22 protein-coding genes, 1 tRNA gene and 1 pseudogene are annotated in these 20,976 nt (G+C 68.7%); 13 read left to right on the top strand and 11 right to left on the bottom strand.

Features of this window, described 5'->3' with window-relative positions:
• Window positions 1-9: 9 nt before the first annotated feature.
• The gene (locus AOZ49_RS19235) at window positions 10-891 is read right to left on the bottom strand and encodes a DMT family transporter (protein WP_054477164.1); all 882 of its coding nucleotides are present in this window, start codon (window positions 889-891) and stop codon (window positions 10-12) included.
• A gap of 38 nt (window positions 892-929) precedes the next feature.
• Here AOZ49_RS19235 and AOZ49_RS19230 point away from each other — a divergent pair, with 38 nt between their 5' ends.
• From AOZ49_RS19230 to AOZ49_RS19210, 5 genes and pseudogenes are all read left to right on the top strand, one after another.
• Window positions 930-1,499 (top strand): helix-turn-helix domain-containing protein, encoded by a 570-nt coding sequence (locus tag AOZ49_RS19230; RefSeq protein ID WP_054431593.1) that lies wholly within the window; start codon window positions 930-932, stop codon window positions 1,497-1,499.
• A gap of 151 nt (window positions 1,500-1,650) precedes the next feature.
• On the top strand, window positions 1,651-2,154 hold the full coding sequence (locus AOZ49_RS19225) for a sigma-70 family RNA polymerase sigma factor (RefSeq protein ID WP_054477162.1): 504 nt from the start codon (window positions 1,651-1,653) through the stop codon (window positions 2,152-2,154).
• Window positions 2,154-2,669 (top strand): annotated as a pseudogene (locus tag AOZ49_RS34015) (FecR domain-containing protein); the annotation flags it as partial. The gene AOZ49_RS19225 and the pseudogene AOZ49_RS34015, both read left to right, overlap by 1 nt.
• Before the next feature lie 25 nt (window positions 2,670-2,694).
• Window positions 2,695-3,093 carry a FecR family protein gene (locus AOZ49_RS33630; protein WP_054477158.1) on the top strand — a complete coding sequence of 133 codons (399 nt, stop codon included), beginning with the start codon at window positions 2,695-2,697 and terminating at the stop codon, window positions 3,091-3,093.
• Between the two features lie 180 nt (window positions 3,094-3,273).
• Complete coding sequence (locus tag AOZ49_RS19210) at window positions 3,274-5,631, top strand: TonB-dependent siderophore receptor (RefSeq protein WP_054477156.1); 2,358 nt, start codon at window positions 3,274-3,276, stop codon at window positions 5,629-5,631.
• Between the two features lie 91 nt (window positions 5,632-5,722).
• On the opposite strand, the gene AOZ49_RS19205 is transcribed toward AOZ49_RS19210, so the two are convergent.
• The 3 genes from AOZ49_RS19205 to AOZ49_RS19195 all read right to left on the bottom strand — a co-directional run bounded on the left by AOZ49_RS19205 (window position 5,723) and on the right by AOZ49_RS19195 (window position 8,525).
• Window positions 5,723-6,511, bottom strand: a complete 789-nt coding sequence (locus AOZ49_RS19205) for a deaminated glutathione amidase (RefSeq protein ID WP_054431592.1) — start codon at window positions 6,509-6,511, stop codon at window positions 5,723-5,725.
• A gap of 17 nt (window positions 6,512-6,528) precedes the next feature.
• Window positions 6,529-7,482: a substrate-binding domain-containing protein gene (locus AOZ49_RS19200; RefSeq protein ID WP_054477154.1), complete on the bottom strand. Its 954-nt coding sequence runs from the start codon at window positions 7,480-7,482 to the stop codon at window positions 6,529-6,531.
• A 65-nt stretch (window positions 7,483-7,547) separates the two neighbouring features.
• The gene (locus tag AOZ49_RS19195) at window positions 7,548-8,525 is read right to left on the bottom strand and encodes a Bug family tripartite tricarboxylate transporter substrate binding protein (RefSeq protein ID WP_054477152.1); all 978 of its coding nucleotides are present in this window, start codon (window positions 8,523-8,525) and stop codon (window positions 7,548-7,550) included.
• A gap of 141 nt (window positions 8,526-8,666) precedes the next feature.
• On the opposite strand from AOZ49_RS19195, the gene AOZ49_RS19190 reads away from it, so the two are divergent.
• Window positions 8,667-9,632 (top strand): LysR family transcriptional regulator, encoded by a 966-nt coding sequence (locus AOZ49_RS19190; protein ID WP_054431589.1) that lies wholly within the window; start codon window positions 8,667-8,669, stop codon window positions 9,630-9,632.
• Between the two features lie 156 nt (window positions 9,633-9,788).
• A complete protein-coding gene (locus AOZ49_RS19185) occupies window positions 9,789-11,060 on the top strand; it encodes an MFS transporter (RefSeq protein ID WP_054431588.1) in 1,272 nt (423 codons plus the stop codon).
• Window positions 11,061-11,079: 19 nt separating this feature from the next.
• On the opposite strand, the gene AOZ49_RS19180 is transcribed toward AOZ49_RS19185, so the two are convergent.
• The 3 genes from AOZ49_RS19180 to AOZ49_RS19170 form a co-directional block, all read right to left on the bottom strand.
• Window positions 11,080-11,955 carry an NAD(P)-dependent oxidoreductase gene (locus tag AOZ49_RS19180; protein WP_054477257.1) on the bottom strand — a complete coding sequence of 292 codons (876 nt, stop codon included), beginning with the start codon at window positions 11,953-11,955 and terminating at the stop codon, window positions 11,080-11,082.
• Between the two features lie 206 nt (window positions 11,956-12,161).
• The gene (locus tag AOZ49_RS19175; protein WP_156350094.1) at window positions 12,162-12,869 is read right to left on the bottom strand and encodes a fumarylacetoacetate hydrolase family protein; all 708 of its coding nucleotides are present in this window, start codon (window positions 12,867-12,869) and stop codon (window positions 12,162-12,164) included.
• Between the two features lie 142 nt (window positions 12,870-13,011).
• On the bottom strand, window positions 13,012-13,917 hold the full coding sequence (locus AOZ49_RS19170; RefSeq protein ID WP_054477150.1) for a helix-turn-helix transcriptional regulator: 906 nt from the start codon (window positions 13,915-13,917) through the stop codon (window positions 13,012-13,014).
• 171 nt (window positions 13,918-14,088) lie between these two features.
• Between AOZ49_RS19170 and AOZ49_RS19165 the strand changes: the two genes are divergently transcribed.
• Window positions 14,089-14,517: a PaaI family thioesterase gene (locus AOZ49_RS19165; protein ID WP_054431586.1), complete on the top strand. Its 429-nt coding sequence runs from the start codon at window positions 14,089-14,091 to the stop codon at window positions 14,515-14,517.
• Between the two features lie 27 nt (window positions 14,518-14,544).
• Here AOZ49_RS19165 and AOZ49_RS19160 read toward each other — a convergent pair whose 3' ends face one another.
• Window positions 14,545-16,002, bottom strand: a complete 1,458-nt coding sequence (locus AOZ49_RS19160; RefSeq protein WP_054431585.1) for a phospholipase D-like domain-containing protein — start codon at window positions 16,000-16,002, stop codon at window positions 14,545-14,547.
• Window positions 16,003-16,220: 218 nt separating this feature from the next.
• On the opposite strand from AOZ49_RS19160, the gene AOZ49_RS19155 reads away from it, so the two are divergent.
• Both AOZ49_RS19155 and AOZ49_RS19150 read left to right on the top strand, forming a co-directional pair.
• Window positions 16,221-16,296, top strand: a tRNA-His gene (locus AOZ49_RS19155).
• Window positions 16,297-16,717: 421 nt separating this feature from the next.
• Window positions 16,718-17,095, top strand: a complete 378-nt coding sequence (locus tag AOZ49_RS19150; RefSeq protein WP_054431727.1) for an HVO_A0114 family putative DNA-binding protein — start codon at window positions 16,718-16,720, stop codon at window positions 17,093-17,095.
• A gap of 115 nt (window positions 17,096-17,210) precedes the next feature.
• On the opposite strand, the gene AOZ49_RS19145 is transcribed toward AOZ49_RS19150, so the two are convergent.
• A complete protein-coding gene (locus tag AOZ49_RS19145) occupies window positions 17,211-18,128 on the bottom strand; it encodes an alpha/beta fold hydrolase (protein ID WP_369815828.1) in 918 nt (305 codons plus the stop codon).
• A gap of 145 nt (window positions 18,129-18,273) precedes the next feature.
• On the opposite strand from AOZ49_RS19145, the gene AOZ49_RS19140 reads away from it, so the two are divergent.
• Both AOZ49_RS19140 and AOZ49_RS19135 read left to right on the top strand, forming a co-directional pair.
• Window positions 18,274-18,825, top strand: coding sequence for a CGNR zinc finger domain-containing protein (locus tag AOZ49_RS19140; RefSeq protein WP_231690390.1), 552 nt, complete (start codon window positions 18,274-18,276; stop codon window positions 18,823-18,825).
• 119 nt (window positions 18,826-18,944) lie between these two features.
• Window positions 18,945-19,313: a VOC family protein gene (locus AOZ49_RS19135; RefSeq protein ID WP_054431581.1), complete on the top strand. Its 369-nt coding sequence runs from the start codon at window positions 18,945-18,947 to the stop codon at window positions 19,311-19,313.
• A gap of 66 nt (window positions 19,314-19,379) precedes the next feature.
• Here the strand turns inward: AOZ49_RS19135 and AOZ49_RS19130 are convergent, their stop codons facing one another.
• Window positions 19,380-19,787 carry a DUF6157 family protein gene (locus tag AOZ49_RS19130; protein ID WP_054477145.1) on the bottom strand — a complete coding sequence of 136 codons (408 nt, stop codon included), beginning with the start codon at window positions 19,785-19,787 and terminating at the stop codon, window positions 19,380-19,382.
• Window positions 19,788-20,091: 304 nt separating this feature from the next.
• Between AOZ49_RS19130 and nadS the strand changes: the two genes are divergently transcribed.
• Window positions 20,092-20,412, top strand: a complete 321-nt coding sequence (gene nadS / locus AOZ49_RS19125) for a NadS family protein (RefSeq protein ID WP_054431726.1) — start codon at window positions 20,092-20,094, stop codon at window positions 20,410-20,412.
• 34 nt (window positions 20,413-20,446) lie between these two features.
• Here the strand turns inward: nadS and AOZ49_RS19120 are convergent.
• Window positions 20,447-20,976: LysE family transporter (locus AOZ49_RS19120; RefSeq protein ID WP_054477143.1), on the bottom strand; the 530-nt coding region annotated here is incomplete at its 5' end.

The following is a 20,976-nucleotide window of genomic DNA, read 5'->3' as shown; positions in this document are numbered from 1 at the left end:
GCCCGGCGCTCAGGCTTCGCGCGGCCGCGTCTTCGGCTTGCGCTTGAACTTGATCTCGCTGGCCAGCACCCCCGCCACGATCAGCGCCCCGCCCACCAGCGCCAGCCCCGGCAACCGGTCGCCGGCCAGCCGGCCGACGATGCCGCCCCAGACCGGCTCGCCGGCGTAGATCACCGTGGCGCGGGTCGGCGACACCGACTTCTGCGCCCAGTTCATGGTCAGCTGGATCACCGCGCTGGCCAGGCCCAGCCCGATCGCCGCGCCGGCCCACAACCACGAGAAGGCGGGAATCGGCTCACCCAGCACCGGCATCAGCGCGAACGACGCCAGTCCCGCCGTCAGCAGCTGCACCGTGGTGACGCGGCGGCTGTCCACCGACCGCGCGAAATGGCCGATCAGGATGATCTCGGCGGCGATGGCCGCGGCGCCCGCCAGCGTCGCCAGCTCGCCGGGGCTGACATGCAGCGCGCCGGCCTCGGGCCCGGCCAGCAGCACCAGTCCGGTGAACGCCAGCCCCACGCCGACCCAGCTCATCAGGCCGGGCGGACGCTTGAGCACCGCCCACTGCAACAGCGGCACGATCGGCACGTACAGCGCGGTGATGAAGGCCGACTGGCTGCTGGTGATGGTCTGCAGGCCGTAGGTCTGCAGGTAATAGCCCAGGAACAGGGCGCAGCCGATCGCCACCCCGGCGCCGCCCTCGCGCCGCGTCAGCCCGGCCATGTGCTTGCGGAACAGCAGCATCGACACCAGCCCGGCCACGGTGAACCGGACCCCCACGAAGAACAGCGGTCCGCTATGCTGCATGGCGATATGGATAATGAGGAAAGTGCTTCCCCACAGCATGGTGACCAGCACCAGGGCGATTTCCTGGCGCGACAAGGCAAACATCGATTCGGGTTTCACGGCGGACTTCAGGTGTCACTAATTTGAGCAATATACTGCACATTACCAATTCCGACAGCGATGTCCTCACGCACGTGGGGGCCAATCTGAAACGGCTGCGCAAGCTGGCCGGCCTGAGCCAGTCGGCGCTGGCCGACGCCTCCGGCATCAGCCGCCGCATGATCGCCGGCCTGGAAGCGGGCAACGCCAACATCAGCCTGTCCAGCCTGGACAAGCTGGCGCAGGCGCTGGATGTGGGGTTTGTCGACCTGGTCAGCGATCCGGCGCGCGAACGGCGCCGCATCGAGGCCCGCGCCTGGCGCGGCAAGCGCCCCGGCAGCCAGGCCGTGCTGCTGGGCGCCGCGCCCGCCAGCTGTGAGGCGCAGCTCTGGATCTGGTCGCTGGGGCCGGGCGAAACCTACGTGGCCGAGCCCGACCCGGAAGGCTGGCACGAGATGATCTACGTCATCGAGGGCACGCTGCTGCTGGAGCTGTCGGGCGTGACACAGCCGGTGCAGGCCAACGACTTCGCCATCTACAGCAGCGCGCAGCCGTATTCCTATCGCAACGACGCCGACACGCCGCTGCGCTTCGTGCGCAATGTATTGCGCTAGGCGCCCTGTGGCGGGGGCCTTGCCGTCCAGGGGCGTCGGTTTGCCGCAACGGCCCGGATTTTCTAGCGCCACGGCGGCGCAGCGCTCGGCTAGAATCGAGAATAATATTCATTCCTAGGCCGCTCGGTTGCATGGGCGTCAAGTACGTCCCATGTCCGACCAGGCTCCCGCTCCCACCCTCGAAGCGCTGTACAGCGATCACCATCCCTGGCTGGTGGGCATGTTGCGCCGCAAGCTCGGCGACGGCGACAGCGCCGCCGACCTGGCCCAGGACACCTTCCTGCGCGTGCTCGCCAACCGCAATGTCGACGCGATCCTGCGGCCGCGCGAGTATCTCGCCACCATCGCCCGCGGCCTGGTCACCGATGCCTACCGCCGCCAGGCCATCGAGCGCGCCTACCTCGAAACCCTGGCGGCGCGGCCCGAGCCGGTCGCCATCTCGCCCGAGACCCGCGCCATTCTGCTCGAAACCGTGCTGGCCATCGATCGCATGCTGGATCAGCTGGGCCCGCGCACCCGCGAGATCTTCCTGCTGGCGCAGTTCGAGGAATTGACCTACGCCCAGGTGGGCGCGCGGCTGGGCGTGTCCGTCACCACCGTCAAGAAGCACATGGTGCGCGCGCTGACGCAGTGCCTGTTGCTGGCCGCCGACTGATGCGGCCCGCGCCGGAACTGCTGGAGGCCGCCGCGCACTGGTACGTCGCCCTGCGCGACGCCGATGCCGACGATCCCGCGCGGACCGCCTGGCGCCGCTGGCTGGAGGCCGACGCGCGCCACCGCCAGGCCTGGGAGCGCATGCTGGCCCTGCAGCAACGGCTGGGCAGCGTGCCTGGCGACCTGCTGTTGCCGACCCTGCGCGGCGCGCGCCGGCAGCAGCGCCGCCGCCTGCTGGCGCTGGCCCTGCTGGCCGGCGGCGGCGCCACCTTCGGCTGGGTCGCCGCGCCGCCCTGGCGCGTCCTGACCGCCGGAGTGCGCACCGCCACCGGCGAGCGCCGCACCGTCACGCTGCCCGACGGCGGCACCCTGTACCTGAACACCGCCTCCGCCGTCGATATCGACTATGGCCCTGAACGCCGCGTGCTGCGCCTGCATCAGGGCGAAGTGCTGGTGCAGACCGCGCCCGACCCCGCCGGCCAGCGGCCGTTCGAGGTCTGGACCGAGGACGGCGGCGCGCGCGCTCGGCACCCGCTACAGCGTGCGGCGCGAGGCCGGCGGCACGCGCGTCGCGGTGTTCCAGGACGCGGTGCTGCTGCAACCCGCCGATCCGGCGGCGCCATCGCGGCGCCTGGAGGCCGGCCAGCAGGGCCTGCTGATGGCCTGCGCCGCCGCCGCGCCCGAACCGGTGGCGGCGGGCCAGGCGGACTGGGTCGAGGGCCGGCTGGTCGCCATCGACCAGCCGCTGGGCGACTTCATCGCCGACCTGGCGCGCTATCGCCAGGGCAGCCTGAGCTGCGATCCCGCGGTGGCGCACCTGCGCCTGTCGGGCGCCTTCCGCCTGGCCGATACCGACGCGGTGCTGGAGAACATCGCGGCATCGCTGCCGGTGGCCTTGCGCACCCGCACCCGCTATTGGGTGCGGGTCGTCCCGCGCTGAATTTTTTTCGTCGCGGGGGTTGCTCTTTTTGATTCTCATCCGGCCTACCAGGGAAGGCCGCCGGGTCAGGACCTGGCGGCGCCCCGAGTCCCGTCCGTGAGGGCCACCGTGTCCCGCAAGCCGCTAGCCGCCGTCCCCCGTTTCGTTTCCCCTCTTCGTCGACCGGCGGCCGCGCGCCCGTTGATCCGGGCCAGGCCGCGCCTGCTGCCGGCGCTGGTCGCCGCCGCCGTCTGCGCCGCGGCGTCCGCCGGACCGCTGGCCCCCGTGGCGCAGGCCCAGGCCGCGTCCACGACGCGCAGCTACGACATCGCCGCCGGGCCGCTGGACGTGGTGCTGAGCCGCTACGCCGCGGCCGCCGACATCACCCTGTCGTTCAACGCCGATCAGACCCGCGGACGCCAGTCCGCCGGCATCCGCGGCGCCTATGGCGTCGAGGCCGGCCTGGCCCACCTGTTGGCCGGCAGCGGGCTGGAGGCGCGCCATCGCGGCGGCGGCAATTACGTGCTGCGCGCGCTGCCCGCCGCTGGCGTCGCCACCCTGGATGCCGTGACCGTCACCGGCGAAACCGCCTTCGGTCCGGTGCCGGGCTATGCCGCCAGCCGCACCGCCACCGCCACCAAGACCGACACGCCGATCCTGGAGGTGCCGCAATCGGTCTCGGTGATCGGCCGCGAGGAAATGGAGGCACGCGGCGCCCTCGACGTGATGGACGCCATCCAGTACACCCCGGGCGTGTCCGTCAATACCTACGGTCCCGACAACCGCGGCTGGGAATACATCAGCCTGCGCGGCTTCATGACCTACAACGTCACCATGCGCGATGGCCTGGCGCAGAGTCCGGCCGGCGTCACCTACTACTCCACCGAGCCCTACGGCCTGGAGCGCATCGAGGTGCTGCGCGGCCCGTCGTCGATGACCTTCGGCCAGAGCGATGCTGGCGGCCTGCTCAACCGCGTCAGCAAGCTGCCCAGCGGCGATCGCATCCGCGAAGTCGAGGTGCAGTACGGCAGCTTCGAGCGCAAGCAGCTGGCGTTCGACCTGGGCGATGCGTTCGGCCCCGGCGACGCCCTCAGCTACCGCCTGGTGGGCGTGGGGCTGGACAGTGATGACCAGGACAAATATCCCAACGGCGACAAGATCAACCGCAAGCGCCTGTACCTGGCGCCGTCGCTGCGCTGGCAGCCCAGCGCCGCCACCTCGCTGACGCTGCTGGGCGAATACATCAAGGACAAGTCCGGCGAGGATCCGTACTACTTCGCCAAGGACTACAAGCTCACCGACGTCAAGATGGGCGATCCGGGCTTCAGCCGCATCAAGCGCGAACAGGCCTCGATCGGCTACCAGTTCGAGCATCGCTTCAACGACGCCTGGACCTTCCGCCAGAATTTCCGCTACAGCCATCTGTCGCTCGATCGGCGCGTGGTCTGGACCGACGAGGTCAATGAAGACGTCACCGCCATCACCCGCGTGGCGCGCACCTGGGACGATCCGCTGAGCCAGTCCGTGCTGGATACGCAGATGCTGGGCAAGCTGCGGCTGGCCGGCGCCGAGCACACGGTGCTGTTCGGCGTCGACTGGAACGACCAGCGCGCCAAGGCCAACCGCTATATCGGCCCCGCGCCCGGCCTGGATCTGCTCAATCCGGTCTATGGCGTGCCGATTCCCACGCCCACCCAGCCGCTCGCCAACTACCGCCAGACCATCCGCCAGGCCGGCCTCTACCTGCAGGACCAGATCAAGCTCGACGATCATTGGATCGTGACCCTGGGAGGACGCCAGGACCGCGTTACCTCCACCACCGACGACCGTCTCAACGGCACCTACACGCGGGTCCGCGACAACGCCTTCAGCGGCCGCGCCGGGTTGACCTACGTGGCCGCCAATGGCGTGGCCCCGTATGTCAGCTACTCGGAATCGTTCCTTCCCAGCAGCGGCGTGGATGGCGATGGCAATCCCTTCAAGCCCAGCCGCGGCAAGCAGGTGGAAGTCGGCGTCAAATACCAGCCGGTGGGATCGCGCAGCCTGTACACCGTGGCCGTGTTCGACCTGAACAAGACCAACATCGTCAGCTACAACCCCATCACCAACGAACAGCGCCAGATCGGCAAGCAACGCGCCCGCGGCATCGAGTTCGAGGCCAAGGGCGAGCTGGCGCGCGGCCTGAACCTGGCGGCTTCCTACACTTGGCTCGACATCACCGTGCGCAACAGCGGCGACGCGCTGGAAGTGGGCAAGATCCCGATTGGCATCCCCAAGCAGACCGCGGCGCTGTGGCTGGACTACACGCTGGCCGAGGGCCTGGGCGTGGGCGGCGGCCTGCGCTACATCGGCCGGCGCCAGGACGACGAGCACAACACCACCAGCCGACCCGGCGTGACGCTCGCCGACGCCGTCGTCCACTACGAGAAAGGCCCGTGGCGGCTGGCGCTCAACGCCACCAACCTGTTCAACCGCGACTACTACTCGATCTGCTACATGGGCGAGTGCTATCGCGGCGCCGAGCGCACCGTGGTGCTCACGGCGCGCTATCGCTGGTAGGGCGCGCGCGGCCGGGACGCCGCTCGGCACTGTCGCCGCGGCGCTCCCGCCGCGACGTTCTCGTCACGCCGCTCTCGTCAAGCCGCTTTCGTCACGCCAGCTCCGGCCGCGCGAAGCGGCGGTTCTTCAACACCGGCAGCACGTCGCGCGCATGCGCGATGCGCGCCGGATCCAGGTCGGCGAACACCAGCGCCTCCTGCTCGCCGGCCTGCGCGATCGCCACGCCCAGCGGGTCCACCACCAGGCTGGCGCCGATGTTGCGCGGGCCGCATTCGCCCACCGCCGCCACATAGCAGGTGTTCTCCAGCGCCCGCGCCGTGCTCAGCACCGACCAGTGCGCTTCCTTGAGCGGTCCCTTGACCCAGGCCGACGGCACCACCAGCACGTCGGCGCCATCCAGCGCCAGGCGGCGCGCCAGCTCGGGAAAGCGCAGGTCGTAGCAGGTCATCATGCCGACCCGCATGCCGGCCACCGGCACCAGCGGCGGCACCTCGTCGCCCGGCACCACGTTGACCGACTCCTGCATCGAGAACGCGTCGTACAGGTGCAGCTTGCGGTACTGCGCCACGATCTCGCCGCGGCGCAGCGCCACCTGCGTGTTCCAGACGCGCTCGCCCGCCGCGGGCGTGTGCACGGTCATGATGACCGTCAGGTCGAGCCCGCGCGACAGCGCCTGCAATTGCGACAGGAACGGGCCGTCCAGCGGCTGGGCGGCGCGCCGCACCAGGTCGGGGTCGGCGATGTCGCGCGCCAGGATGCCCTCGGGCAGCACCAGCAGGTCGGCGCCGGCCTCGGCGGCGCGGCGCATCAGGTCCAGGCAGACGCGGGCATTGTCTTCCCAGACCGGGCGGACGGCGAATTGGCCCATGGCGATTTTCATGATGGATTCCTCGGTGTTCAGTGCGCGTGCGGAAACAGCTCGGCCGGCGTCATGACGCGGTCGGCCAGTTGCTGGGCGTGCAGCTCGGCGGCGAAGTCGCCGATCATCTTCAGGTTCGGTTCCAGGCCGTTGCGGTTCCAGGCCTCGGGCAGGTCGCGCGAGGTCTGGATCAGTTCGTCCAGGATCCACGGCGTGGTGTCGGCATACTTGCGGCGCTTGTCCAGCCACAGCGCGGCCGACGCGTCCAGCGCCTCGCTCAGCGCCTGCGCCGCCCACGGATGGGCCGCCGCCAGCGCCGGCTTCATGCCCAGCAGGTGGATGCCGGGCACGTAGCCGACCTGGCGGAAGTAGTCCACTTCGCTGTCGCGGCAGGTGGGCAGCAGCTGGCGCAGGTCCGATCCGGCGTCGAAGAAGCCGTCCGGCATGAAGGGCGTGAACACCGCCTCCAGCTCGCCGGCGCGCAGCAGGTCCACCAGCGGGCGCTCGTCGGCCACCGCCTCGATCACGCCCGGCCGGCCGAAGCCGCCCAGCCGGTCGGTGATCGGGTGCGCGCCGGTCAGGCGGCCCACCTTCCACACCGCGTCATCCACGCCGATGCCCTCGCGCCGCAACAGCGCGCGGGTCCAGGTATTGCCGGAGTCCTGCCAGCCGGTCATGCCGATGCGGGCGCCGGCCAGTTGGTCCAGCCGCGTGATGCCGCTGTCGCGCGCGGTGATGATGCAGCGGTGGCGAAAGCCGCGCATCAGGAAGTGCGGCACGCCGACGATGTCGTCGCGGCCCCGGGCGCGGCCCAGGCAATAGCGGCTCATCGACATTTCACCGGCGTCGAAGCGCGGGTCGCTGGCCAGGTCGTCGGGCAGGGTGCCGACCCGGTGGATCTCCAGGTCGAGGCCGCGGGCGGTCACATCGCCCAGGGCGAGCGGGACGATGTAGTCCCAGTCGCGCACGGCGAGTCGGATCTTGATGCTCATGGAAGATGTCCTCGCGGCCGGACGGCCGCGTTGGGGGGGGAGGGAAGGGGAGGGCCGGCCCGCGCCTAGTCCAGGCGGATGCCGCGCGCCTTGACGACGTCGCGCCAGAAGTCCTGCATGCCGACCTGCATCTTGAGCAGGTCATCGCCGTACAGGTCCAGGATGTCGTTGCCCGAACCCAGGATGAACTCGCGCAGCGCCGGCGTCTTGAGCGCCTGGCGCAGCGCCTCGCGCAGTTTCTCCAGCGCCGCGGGCGGCGTGGCGGCCGGCGCGTACAGCGCGGTCCAGCCGTACAGCGTCAGGCTGGGATAGCCCAGCTCGGCCACCGTGGGCACATCGGGCGCGTCGGCCACGCGCTTGTCGCTGGTGGCGGCGATGGCCACGGTCTTGCCGGCCTTCACGTAGGGCAGCGCCGAGGACGGCGTGTCGAACAGGATGTCGATGGTGCCGCCGATCAGGTCCGACTCGGCGGCGGCCGGGCCTTTGTACGGAATGTGCGACAGCTCGATGCCGGCCAGCTGGCTCAGCAGCTCGCCCAGCAGGTGCGGATTGGTGCCGGGGCCGGCGCTGCCGTAGGTCAGCTTGCCCGGTTCGGCCTTGGCGCGCGCGATCAGGTCCTGCACGCTGCGGATGCCCGAGGCCTTGCTGGCCACCAGCACGAACGGCGAGCGCGAGATCACGCCGATGGGCGCGAAGTCCTTGTTCTCGTCATACGGCAGCTTGCGGCTCAGCACGATCGGCAGCATCACCATGGCGCTGGAGGCGCCGGCCAGCAGCGTATAGCCGTCCGGCGCCGCCTTGGCCACGGCGTCCACGCCGATGGCGCCGCCCGCGCCCGAGCGGTTCTCGACTACGAAGGACTGCCCCAGCTGCTCGCCCATCGTCTTGCTGACGGCGCGCGCCAGCACGTCGGACGACGCGCCCGGCAGCGTGTGCACGATGACCTTGATGGGTTTGGACGGATAGGCGTCCTGGGCCTGGGCCGGGCCGGCCAGGGCCAGGCCGAGCGTGGCGGCGGCGGCCAGGCGGTGGATTGCGTTCATGGATTTTCCCCTTGCTGTTCTGGGCCGGGCGCCAGCGTCGGGCGCCATCGGCAAGGCCATTGTCGGCAGGCGGGCTAATATGCGTCAATGTCGAAATTCGGCGTGATACTTGCATAACGAACAACTGTTTGGAGGCCCGCCATGAACTTCATGGCCCTGGAGGCGCTGCGCGCCTTCGTCGAAGGCGGCAGCATCGCCGAAGCGTCCTTGCGCATCCATCGCAGCCCGTCGCAGGTCAGCCGGCTGCTGGCCATGCTGGAGGAAGAGGCCGGCTTTCCGCTGCTGCTCAAGGAAGGCCGGCGGCTGTCCCTGACCGAGCAGGGCCAGGGCTTCTATCAGCGCATCGACGAGATGTTGCGGGCCGGCGACGCGGTGCGCGAATACGCCCGCGGCGCGCGCAGGAAGAGCCGCACCCACGTCAACGTGCTGGTGGCGCAGCACCTGATCGAGGGCCTGCTGGTCGACGCCGTGGCCGGCGCCGTGCAAGAGGACAATGCCTTCGGCGTCACCATCAACGCGCGCATGCCGCCCAACGTCGATGCCTGGATCAGCCAGCAGCAGTTCGATCTGGCGTTGGCGCAGCTGCCGGTCGAGCATCCGCTGCTGACCACCGAGATCCTGGCCGAATCGCGCGCCGTCGCCGTCCTCAGCGGCGCCGATCCGCGCGCCGCGCAGGCCGTCATCACGCCGCGGATCCTGGGCCAGGGCCGCTTCATTGGCCTGCCGCAGCGCGGCGCCCTGCATCACCGCTATGCGCGCGCCTTCGCCCAGGCCGGCTACGAGCCCGATGCCCAGTTCGATGTCTCGTTCGGCTTCATCGCCTGCCAACTGGCGGTGCGCGGCTGCGGCGCGGCCCTGAGCGACCCGCTGTCGGCCCTGTCGCAGATCCACCTGGGCGCGCAGATCCGCCGCTTCGAACCGGAAACGCCGCTGCAATATGGCCTGATCTACCCCAAGGCGCGCCCGCCGTCGCCGGCCGCGCAACTGCTGATCCGGCACCTGCGCGCCGTCGCGGCCGACAAGCTGCGCCAGGTCGAGGCGCTGGTCGCCGCCGCGCCGGCGGATGGCGCGCCCAAGCCGCGACGCCGTCAGCCGCGCGGCGCCTGACCGCTCACCGGACAGGATCTCGCTGCCTCCGCGCCGCCCGCATATAGCCGGGAGTAATATGGCGCGTCTGGCGGCCGGCTTCCGTCTTCTCGCATCCCTCGCGGTGTCCGTACTGAAGCGCCCCAGCGCGACAAGAAGACACAAGGAGAGAGGCAAGTGGAGAAGCAAGAATCGGCCGGCTGGTATTTCGGCTGGAACATCGTCGGCGCCGCAACGGTGCTGACGCTGCTCACGGTGGGCCTGCGCATGGGCATCGGCCCGTTTTTCCTGCCCATGGCGGACGGCCTGGGTTTTTCGCGCAGCCTGCTGTCGGGCATCGTCGCGGCCGGCATGCTGTGCTACGGCCTGGCGATGCCGCTGGCCGGCTACCTGGTCAGCACCCGCGGCACCCGCTTCGTGCTGCTGACCGGCGCGGCCATCGTGGTGGCCTCGTCCATCTGGACCGTCTTCGCGCGCGGTCCCATCGAATTCCTGCTGGCCTTCGGCGTGGCGTTGTCGGTCGGCCTGGCCTTCACCAGTCCGGTGGCGCTGACCCCGGTGATCAGCCGCTGGTTCACGCGCCAGCGCGGCATGGCGCTGTTCTTCCTGTCCACCGGCTCGATGGCCGGCATCGCCCTGATGACGCCCACGCTCACCTTCACTATCAGCGCCGTCGGCTGGCGCGAGACGCTGCTGGCCTTCGCCGCCCTGTTCGCCCTGCTGACCGTGCCGGTGGCCTTGTTCGTGATGCGCGACCAGGCGCCCGAACACACCGACCTGCTGCCGCACCAGATCGTCGAGAAAAAATCCGCCTCGCGGCCCGCCGCCAAGGGCCCCGAGCCGCGCGTCAAGGACGCCGTGCGCACGCTGCCGTTCTGGCAGGTGGCGCTGGGCCTGTTCGCCTGTGGCTTCAGCATGAACCTGCTGGGCACGCATGGCATGCCCATGCTGATGGACCATGGCTTTGACGCCACCACCAGCTCGCTGGGCATCGGCCTGATCGGCCTGGTGGCGATCTTCAGCACGCTGGTGCTGGGCCGCATGTCGGACCAGGTCGAGCGGCGCAACATCCTGGCCGTCATCTACCTGGTGCGCGGGCTGGGGTTCTTCGCGCTGGTGATGGTCGGCGCGCATTGGGAGCTGTACGCGGCGGCCACCATCGGCGGCATCGTCTGGGCCGGCAGCATCGCGCTGTCCTCGGCCATCCTGGCCGACGTCTACGGCGTGCGCCTGGTGGGCGTGCTGTACGGCCTGACCTACCTGGGTCACCAGATCGGCGGCATGATCAGTTCATGGCTGGGCGGCTGGGCCTTCGAGGCCTTCCATACCCATTGGGTGGCGTTCGGCGCGGCCGGCGCCTTGCTGCTGCTGGCCGCGGCCATTTCCCTGCAACTGCCGCGGCGCGGCGCCTTGCGCGCCGTGCCGGCGATGGCGGCGGGCGGGCGTTGAACCCGCGCCGCCATCACGCTCAGCGGTCCTTCAGCAGCGAGACCAGCTCGGGCACGTAGCGTTCGCCGCCGCCCTGGCTGACCGCCTGGTCATAGGTGTGCAGCACGGCGGCGCCGATCTCGCGCACCGCGCCGGTCTCGGCGGCCATCGTGTTGTAGTAGGACAGGTCCTTTTGCGCGTTCGACATGAAGAAGCGCAGCGACGACGGATCCTGTTCCAGCAAGTAGGGCTTGAGGCGCTCCAGCGCCACGCCGCCGCCGCCGCCGCCCTTGGTCAGCACCTCGGCGAACACCGCCGGATCGATGTCGGCGCGCAGCGCGCAAGCGGCCGCTTCCGACAGCAGCGCGATCGCGCCCAGCGACACGTAGTTGTGCAGCAGCTTCATGCGGTGGCCCGCGCCCACCGGGCCGGCGTGCGCGATGTTCTCGGCAAAGCACGCCAGGATCGGCCGGCATTCCTCGAACAGCGCGGCGTCGCCGCCCACCAGCAGGTTCAGGCGGCCCTCGGCGGCTTCCTTCGGCGTGCGCGTCATGGGGGCGTCGAGGAAACGGCCGCCCTTCTCGGTGACGGCCTCGGCCACCTTGACGGTGGAGGAGGGGATCGCCGTCGAGCAGTCGATGATCACCGTGCCCGGGCGCAGGCCTTCCAGCACGCCGGCCGGCGACAGCAGCACCGCCTCGACCTGCGGACTGCCCGTGACGCACAGGATGATCACGTCCGACTGCGCCGCCAGCGTCGCGCCGTCGGCGCAGCTGGTGGCGCCCGCCGCCTTCAGGGCGTCCAGCGGCTGGTTGCCCGGATGTTCCAGCACCGTCAGCGTGTGACCGTGCTTGACCAGATTGCTTGCGATGCCATGGCCCATCAGGCCGATGCCCACCATACCGATTTTTGCCATCTTCCACTGCTCCTGCCACACGGGCTGTTTGTTATGGCATAAATCTTACTCTCAGATCCGCGAGGATCCGGCCGCCGCACCGTCGTGGGGCGCGGCGCCGCGGCCATTGTCGGACGGCCTTGCCGCGCCTCGCCGCATGCCGGGCGGCGAGGCGCCAAGACCAGGCTGGCGCCGGGGAGGGCGGCAGGGCCAGCCTGTGCCGCGCATCACACGATGCGGATGCTCAGTTCGGGCAGGCCGTCCACGTGCGCCACGATCACATCGCCGCGCACCACCGGGCCGACGTTTTCCGGCGTGCCCGAATAGATCAGATCGCCCGGGAACAGCTCGAACGCCTGCGACAGCCGCGAGATCTGCTCGGCCACCGACCAGATCATGTGCGACAGCGTGGCCTGCTGCTTGCGTTCGCCGTTGACCGCCAGCCAGATGTCGCCTTCCTTGTAGTGGCCGGTCTGGGCCACCGGATGGATCGGGCCGATCGGCGCCGCGTGGTCGAAGCTCTTGCCGATCTCCCACGGCTTCTTCTGGTCGCCCATGCCGCGCTGCAGGTCGCGCCGCGTCATGTCCAGGCCCAGCGCGTAGCCGTAGACGCAGTCCAGCGCCTTGTCCAGAGGAAGGTCGCGGCCGCCCTTGGACAGCGCCGCCACCAGCTCCACCTCGTAGTGGTAGTTCTGGGTCAGCGGCGGGTACGGATGGTCGGTCACCGTGCCCGGCGGCACCACCTGGATCGCGTCCGTCGGCTTCTGGAAGAAGAACGGCGGCTCGCGGCTCGGGTCCGAACCCATCTCGATGGCGTGGGCCGCGTAGTTGCGTCCGATGCAATAGATGCGGCGCACCGGAAAGCGCAGGTCGCTGCCGGCGATCGGCACGGTGGTCTGGGCCACGGTAAACGGGGTCTGGACGGCTTGGGTCATCGCGGGTCTCCTGAAGGTTGCGAGGGTTGCCGCCAGCTTAGGTCGGCCCGGCCCGCCCCGCCTGGAGACGATTACGCAATCCGTGGACGATTCCGCGCATTTCGCCGCGCGTCCTGCCGCGACCTTGGTCCCGCTCCGCCCCTCAACGCGCCTCGGCCTCGCCGCCGCGCAGGCGCTCGCGGTAGCCGGTCGGGCTGACCCCTTCCAGCTGGCGGAAGCGGCGCGAGAAATACGCCTCGTCGGCGAACCCGGCCGCATGCGCCACCTGCGCCACCGTGCGCGCCGTATGCGCCAGCAGGTCGCGCGCCAGCGCCATGCGGCGCTCGGCCACCAGCTCGGTGAAGGTCTTGCCGGTTTCCTTCTTCAGCAGGTGCGCCAGGTAATTGGGCGACAGGAACGCCGCCGCCGCCGCGTCGTTCAGCGTCAGGTTCTCGGCCAGGTGCGCGCCGATGTGCGCCAGCACCCGCCGCACGCTCTCGCGCCGGCTGCTGCCCGCATGGTGCCGCGCCAGATGCAGCAGGTCGGTCTCGTAGCGCCCGCAGGCCAGCCCGATCAGCTGCAGCAGCAGGCCGCGTATGGTCGTGGACGAACCGAACCCGCGGCGCCGGTTCTCGTCCATCAGGCGCGCGATCAGCGCCTCGGCCTCGGCCAGCCCGTCCGCGTCCAGCGCGAAATCCAGATACTCCTGGAACAGGAACGGCGCCAGCGCCGGCGCCTGCGCCATCGGCACGTCCTCCAGGTCCAGCGGATCCACCGCCAGCTCCGGCCACAGGAAACGCTGCGCGAAATTGATGATGACGTAGCGCGCGCCCGGCGGATGCGGCACCAGGTGCACCCGGTACGGCAGCACGAAACTCATCCCGCCGCGCGGAAACGGCCGCGTGGTGCCGCTGATGGTCTGGCGCGTGTCGCCCTCCAGGTTCACCTGGATCTGGAAATACTCGTGCCGGTGCGGCTGTTCCAGCGGCTCGCGCACCTGTTGCGCGCGGATATCGAAATCGAAATAATCCGCGCGCTCGGCCATGCCGTAGGTCTTGATGCGGTTCATGCGGGCGGCGAAGAAACGGGCAATTGCATGGGCAGACTGTAGCGCCGGCGCGACGCCGGCGCCAGTTGCGCCAGATATTGTCCGCTCACCGGTCGCCCCGCGCCGGCGCTGGCGCGCGCGCGGCGGTTTGCGCTACCGTGGGGCATTGCGCAGCGCACCTTCCCCCTCGCCATGACAGACACCATTCCCGCCGGCTTCGCGCCCTGGCTTCCCAGCAGCCAATTCATGCGCCACCTGGCGGACCTGGGCGGCTTCTACCGGCGCGACGCCGACGACGTGCTGGCCATGCGCATCGGCCCGGCCCACGGCAACATGCACGGCATGGCCCATGGCGGCCTGCTCGCCACCCTGGCCGACAGCGCCCTCGGCTTCGTCATCGCCCACCAGTGCCAGGCCTCGGTCGTCACCGCGCAGATGTCGGTCGAATACCTCAACGCCGTCATGCCCGGCGACTGGCTCGAAGCCCACGTCACCATCGACAAGCGCGGCAAGCGCCTGATCTACGCCACCTGCCACCTGAAAGTGGACGAACGCCTGGTGCTCAAGGCCAGCGCCGTCTTCGCCGTGCGCCAGGCGGCGGTGCCGACCTCGGACGGCTGAACGGCCGGCCCTGTGCCTGGCATCGGCCTACAGATACGGCGTCGCCAGCCAGATCACCTTGTTGCGAAGCCGCTTGGCGAACGGCGCCTGCAGCAGCTCCTCCAGCGTCTGGCGGCGCGCCCCGGCCACCTGCGCGTCGATCCGGGCGCCCACCCAGCGCGCCACGTCCACGTCGTAGATCTCGGTATCCAGCTCGAAATTGAGCCGCAGGCTGCGCGGATCCAGGTTCGACGAGCCCACATACGCCCAGCCGTCGTCCACCGTCATCAGCTTCGAGTGGTCGAACGCCCCTTGCGAGCGCCACACCCGGCAGCCCGTGCGCACCACCTGGTCCAGCTGCGCCGTCATGGCGTAGTCGACCAGCCGCAGGTTGTTCTTGCCCGGAATCACGATATCCACCACCACCCCGCGCCGCGCCGCCGTCGCCAGCGCGCCGATCAGCGGCTGGTCCGGCAGGAAGTAGGGCGACTGGATCCGCACATGCCGCTGCGCCACCGCCAGCGCGCCCAGCAGGATGCTGTGCGCGCTGCCCAGGGCGCGGTCCGGCCCCGACGGCACGCAGCGCATCGGCACCGCCCCATGCGGCGGCTGCGCCTGCGGATCGAACCACGGCTGCGCCGGCAGCGACTCATGCGTCGTGAAATTCCAATCGTGCGCGAACACCGACATCAGCTGCGTCACGATCGGTCCTTCCACCCGGAAATGCGTATCGACATTGGTCGCCGGGCCCGACAGCGCCGTCACGAACGCCGCCCGCACGTTCATCCCGCCGGTGAACCCGACGCGCCCGTCCACCACCAGCACCTTGCGGTGGCTGCGCAGGTTGGCGTACGGCATGCGCAGCACCCCCAGCGGATTGGTCATGAAGCGCGCCACCGGCACCCCGCCGCGCGCCAGCATCCGCACGATCGGCGGCCGCGAATACTTGGCCCCGATCGCGTCGATCAGCACCCGCACCTGCACCCCGCGCCCGTGCGCCTCGATCAGCGCCTGCGCCATCTCGCGCCCGATCGCGTCGTTGTCGAAGATATAGCTCTGCATCGCCACCGCGTGCCGCGCCTCGCGGATCGCCTGCAGCATCGCCGGATAGGTCTCGTCGCCGCCGGCCAGCGGCCGCACCGCGTTGCCGCCCAGCAGCCGGAAGCGGCTGACCCGGTCGCCCAGCACCTTCAGCGACGCGAACTGCGGCCCCGAGATCGGCGCCACGTCCACGCTCGGCGTCTCCACCAGCGCCGCATCCACCAGCATCGCCTCGTCGCGCTGCTGCGACAGCCGCGTCTTGCGGATCCGGTTGATCCCCGCCACGAAATAGGCCAGCGCCCCGAACAACGGCGAAAACAGCGCCAGCCCCACCCAGCCGATGGCCGACCGCACATCCTGCTTGGTCATGGCCGCATGCACCGCCGCGCCCGCGCCCGCCACCACGCTGATGGTGAACACCATGTGGGGCCAGTAATCAATCAGTAGTTGGTGTATGCGATCCATGGCAACGGCGCGGCGCGGGCCTCCAGAGAATGATCCGAGCGCCAAGGATAGCAAGGCCGGCGCGGGTGGCAAGTCCGGCCGGGGCGGGCTGCCGGGAGGGCGGATCGCTGGCTGGGGGCGGACTGTTTTACACAGCCCGAAAAATCGTGCTATAGTTCGGCCTCTTCGCGGTTGGGCACGAAACAACGGGCCCGGCGGCAAAGAGAAACACCCCAGTGGTGGCTGTAGCTCAGTTGGTAGAGTCCTGGATTGTGATTCCAGTTGTCGTGGGTTCGAGTCCCATCAGCCACCCCAAAGAATTCGCTGGAAACGGCATGGAAAAGGCACTTACGCGAAAGCGGAGTGCCTTTTTTCATTGCGCGAAGGGCCTGCACCGCAGGCGCCTACCAGTCCAATCCCGTGGTCAAGCCAAACTCTGTTGATGCTGGCAAGACACGCAGCGTGTCACCGAGAGCTAGCCGGTGGATACGAACCCGGCCAATAGTCGGCGATTCAGAAACAGGCAGGATAAAAGTCTCAGGAGGCCGGGGCTCCTCGACCTCCTGAGGCGTGAATGCATCCGCTTTTGCGCGTCTTGTGCTGACACAGCAGCTCGGATCCCTCATTGTCGCAACGCCCGCCAATTCTTGCGGGACGGGGCCTGGCCCATGATTCGCGGTGTGGCGCAATTGCTGGAGGACTTCGTCGCTGAGGTCACGAAATGGAGGACCTGAACATGAAGCGAACTCTGACTATCACTATCAATCAGGATTGGCGTGCCTTTCTGACCAGCGCCAGCAAGCGGGCCGTCGCCGGGGCGCAGTCCGGCGGGTATCAGGGGGAAAGGCTGAATTTCGAATCCGCAGCGGCATTCTTCGGGCAGTTGACGGAGCTGAGGTGGAACATGGTGCGGGAGATGTTGGGCGCAGGTCGAGTCGGCGTGCGCGAGCTGGCCCGCCGCCTGGGCCGGGATGTGAGGCGCGTTCACCAGGATGCGCGCGCTCTCGTCGATCTTGGGCTTCTGGAGCAAGATGTGGAGGGCGGGTTGATATGCCCATTCGCTGACATCCACATCGATATGCATCTCACTGAAGACATGCGCAAAGCTGCGTAGCAGGCTGAGGAACCTCGCCAAAGACAAACCGCCCGCATGGGCGGTTTTTCTTACACAGGACGAACCCTTAGGGTGGAGTTATCCGTAGTGCACGCGCGTATGCGCGATCTCATTATCACTTCACCTTCCGATCCAGAAACTCCCGGATCACCCCCCCGATCTCCACCCCATGGGTCTCCAGCGCCAGGTGCCCCGTGTCATAGAACCGCACCTCGGCGTCCGGAATATCCCGCTTCCACGCCTCGGCGCCTGCCGGCAGGAAGAACGGATCGTTCTTGCCCCAGACCGCCAGCAGCGGCGGCTGGTGCTCGCGAAAATACGCCTGGAACGCCGGATACTTTGCCACGTTCGACGCATAGTCCAGCAGCAGGTCGAGCTGCACCTCGGCGTTGCCCGGACGGGACACCAGATAGCTTTCCAGCGCGATCGCATCCGGCGCCACCAGGCTCTTGTCCGGCACGCCTTCCAGATACTGCCATTCGATCGACGCCGGCGTGGGGAAGTCGCGCAGCGCCTCGCGATTGGCCTGTGACGGCTCCTTCCAATAGCGCTGGATCGGCGCCCAGCCCTGTCCCAGTCCTTCCTCGTACGCATTGCCGTTCTGCGAAATGATCGCGGTGATGCGGTCGGGATGCGCCGCCGCCAGGCGCCAGCCCACCGGCGCGCCGTAGTCGAAGACCTGGATGGCGTAGCGGTCCAGCTTCAACTGCCGGGTGAACTGATCGATGGTCCTGGCCAGCTGGTCGAAGGTGTAGGCGTACTTGCCGCGGGCGGGCGCTTCGGTGAAGCCGAAACCCGGCAGGTCCGGCGCGACCACGTGGTACTTGTCCGCCAGCATCGGGATCAGATTGCGATACATGAACGACGACGCGGCATAGCCGTGCAGCAGCAGCACCGTCGGCGCGTCGGGCGCGCCCGCCTCGCGGTAGAACACCTTCACGTCGCCCACCTGTTCGAAGCGGTGGTGGACCTGGAGGTCGGCCGCCTGGGCGCCGCCGGCCAGCACCAGCGCCGCCAGCCCGGCCGCGCCCATCAATGTCTTCGTAGCCATGACAAATCTCCTTGTAACCGATAAATTGGATTTAAAAGGTTACTAATGGCTTGGGTAACTGGTCAATTAATTTTTTATCGGTTACATTGGGCGAATGCTGGAAACCGCCAAAACCCCAAAAGCCCCGATGTTCGTCGGGGACGACCTCGCGCTCGATTTCATCAACAGTGAATTCGGCGTCGGGGCGGCGCATCACGACTGTTTCGCCGACGACGAGGCCGTGCTGGCCTGGCTCCAGCTTGCCGGCGTGCTGCCGGACGACGTTGGCGTGGCGCCCAAGGGGCTGCGGGCGCTGGCCCTGCGGCTGCGCGACAACGCCAGGTCGCTGGTGCATGCCGCCAAGCACGAGGGCGCGTCGGATGCCAGCGTCGTCAACCAGGTGCTGCTGGCTGGCCGTGCGTCCAAGGAACTGCGGTGGGACGACGCCAGCGCGTCGTTCAAGGTGGTCAGGCAGCGCCGCCACGACGACGCGGCCAGCTTTCTCGAACCCATCGCCCAGGCCGTCGTCCGTCTGCTGACCGATACGCAGCTGGAACTCGTGCGGCAATGCGAGGCGCACGACTGCACGCTGATGTTCCACGACAAGACCAAGTCGCACCGGCGCCGCTGGTGCAGCATGGCCGTGTGCGGCAACCGCATGAAGGTGGCGGCGTTCCGCTCGCGCAAGAAGGGGGAATGATCCCTGCGGGGATCTCGCGTGTCCGTCGCGCAAGGCGTGGACCGACTCGCATGCCCGAAATCAGTTGGCCCGAACGCCTATGACGGTACGTGCCGGTGGCGACGGCAGCGGAGAAGAATATGTTTGATCACATCGGTTTTGGTGTCAGCGACATGGATCGGAGCCGCGAGTTTTTTCTCAAGGCGTTTGCGCCTCTCGGCGTGGGTCTTGCCATGGAAGGGCCGGGAAGCATCGGCCTGGGCAGGCAGGGCAAGCCGTCGCTGTGGTTGTATGCGCAGTCCCGCGTCAGCGCGCCCTTGCATATCGCCATTGCCGCCGATTCCCGGGAACAGGTGGACCTGTTCCACGCCGCGGCGCTGGCGGCAGGCGGAAAAGACAACGGTCCGCCGGGACTGCGTCCTCACTATCATTCCAATTACTATGCGGCTTTCGTGATCGGGCCGGATGGGCACAACGTCGAAGCCGTCTGTCATCGGCCGGCGGATTGAAGCCGTCGTCGGGCCGCGATCCGGTGGCCTTCACCGTCTGGTACTGCAAGCACAGGCATCTCTGCGTCAGGAAACGGCGGCCCGCTTGCTGCGCATGCCGGGCACGATCTTGAGATCGGCGCGCGCGCTGAGGTCGCGGTAGGCCTGGCTGTCGACGCCATAGGCCGCGACCTTCGACTCGGCGTCGTGATGCAGGCCCCAGCCGAACTGCTTGACCAGCGGCGAGGCGCGCAGGCACGCCTGCGACTTGGCGAAGAACGCCTCGCGCGCCGGCTTTCTGTCCTTGGCCGCGATACCGTGGCGGATGGCGTGCACCTCGAACAGCAGGTCGTCACTGGTGTAGTGATACGGCTGCCGCGTCAGCAGATCGTGCTGGATCTGCGCGATCGAACCCGCCTTGGTCGGCGTGGTCCCCACCGTGGCGGTGCTGTCGGGAGAGACCGTGATGAAGGCTTCCGTGTAGTTGGTCGTCATGGTGCGAGCGCCGGTGCGGGGGGGGGGTAGGGTGGGGCCGGCGCGTACGCCTGCGGGTATCGGGTTGCCGCGGTTGCCGCCCGGCCGTGTGAGTCGTCGCGACTGAGCGTGTCCCAGCATAGCCGTTCAAGCGGACGCGGCGCCAGCCTATTGGGTCATCGCCGCCGTCAGGCTTTCCATTGACGTGTGGCGGGTCGCCGGGTGACAAGGAAAGCGTCCCAAGGTTGTGTGCTTGCTGCGCACGGATGGTCTTCTGAGAGAGAGAATCCAGAATGTGAGGATGTCCCGGGACGAAATGATCTGCATGCCCAAGAAAGCCAAACCAAAGACTACGGAACCATCCACGTTCGATCTCTTGAGCGAAGGCCTGGACCAGGTGCGAGCGATCCGCAAGGGCCAACTGACGCCCGGACGGGTCACGAAGCTGGGGCCCATCAATGTGCGGGCCATTCGCGAGCGTGTCCAGATGTCCCAGGCCGAATTCGCCGCGGCCATCCATGTCAGCACCCGCACGCTGCAGAATTGGGAGCAGCGGCATCGCAATCCCACCGGGCCTGCCATTGCACTGCTCAAGATCGTGGAACGCGCGCCCGAAGTCGCCGTGAAAGTGCTGCAATCCGCATGACCGCATGCCAGGTTGCCGGCCGTATCGGCTTGGCCTACCGGATCGCCGCCAGCTTCACCGCGAACCCCAGCAGGAACACCCCCGCCAGCCGCTCCAGCAGGTTTGCCACGCGCGGATTGGCGCGCATGCGTTCGGCCAGGTGGTGCGTCAGCAGCACCGCCGCCAGGCCGTAGAGAAACGTCAGCGCCGCCACCGTGACCGCCATGAAGGCGAAGGTCACCAGCCCCTGGTGCCGGACCGGATCGATGAATAGCGGGAAGAATGCCATGTAGAACATGATCGCCTTGGGGTTCAGCAAGGTGATCATCGCTGTCTGGCGCAGGTAATGGCCATTGTCCATGCGACTCGGGCGCGGCGCGGCGCCGGGCTTGCTGCGCATCATTTGCAGGCCCAGCCAGGCGAGATACGCGGCGCCGGCCCACTGCACGATATGGAACGCGGTGGGGTAGGCGGCCAGCAGGGCCGAGACGCCCGCCACGGCCAGCCACATCAGCACCTGGTCGCCCAGGATCACGCCGCAGGTCGCCGCCAGGCCCGCCTTGATGCCGCCCTTGCCGGTGGCGG

Origin of the sequence: Achromobacter sp. 2789STDY5608615, from assembly GCF_001298995.1 — a bacterium.
GTDB classification, from domain to species: Bacteria; Pseudomonadota; Gammaproteobacteria; order Burkholderiales; family Burkholderiaceae_B; genus Achromobacter; species Achromobacter insuavis.
This window is presented reverse-complemented; position numbering and strand designations above follow the sequence as displayed.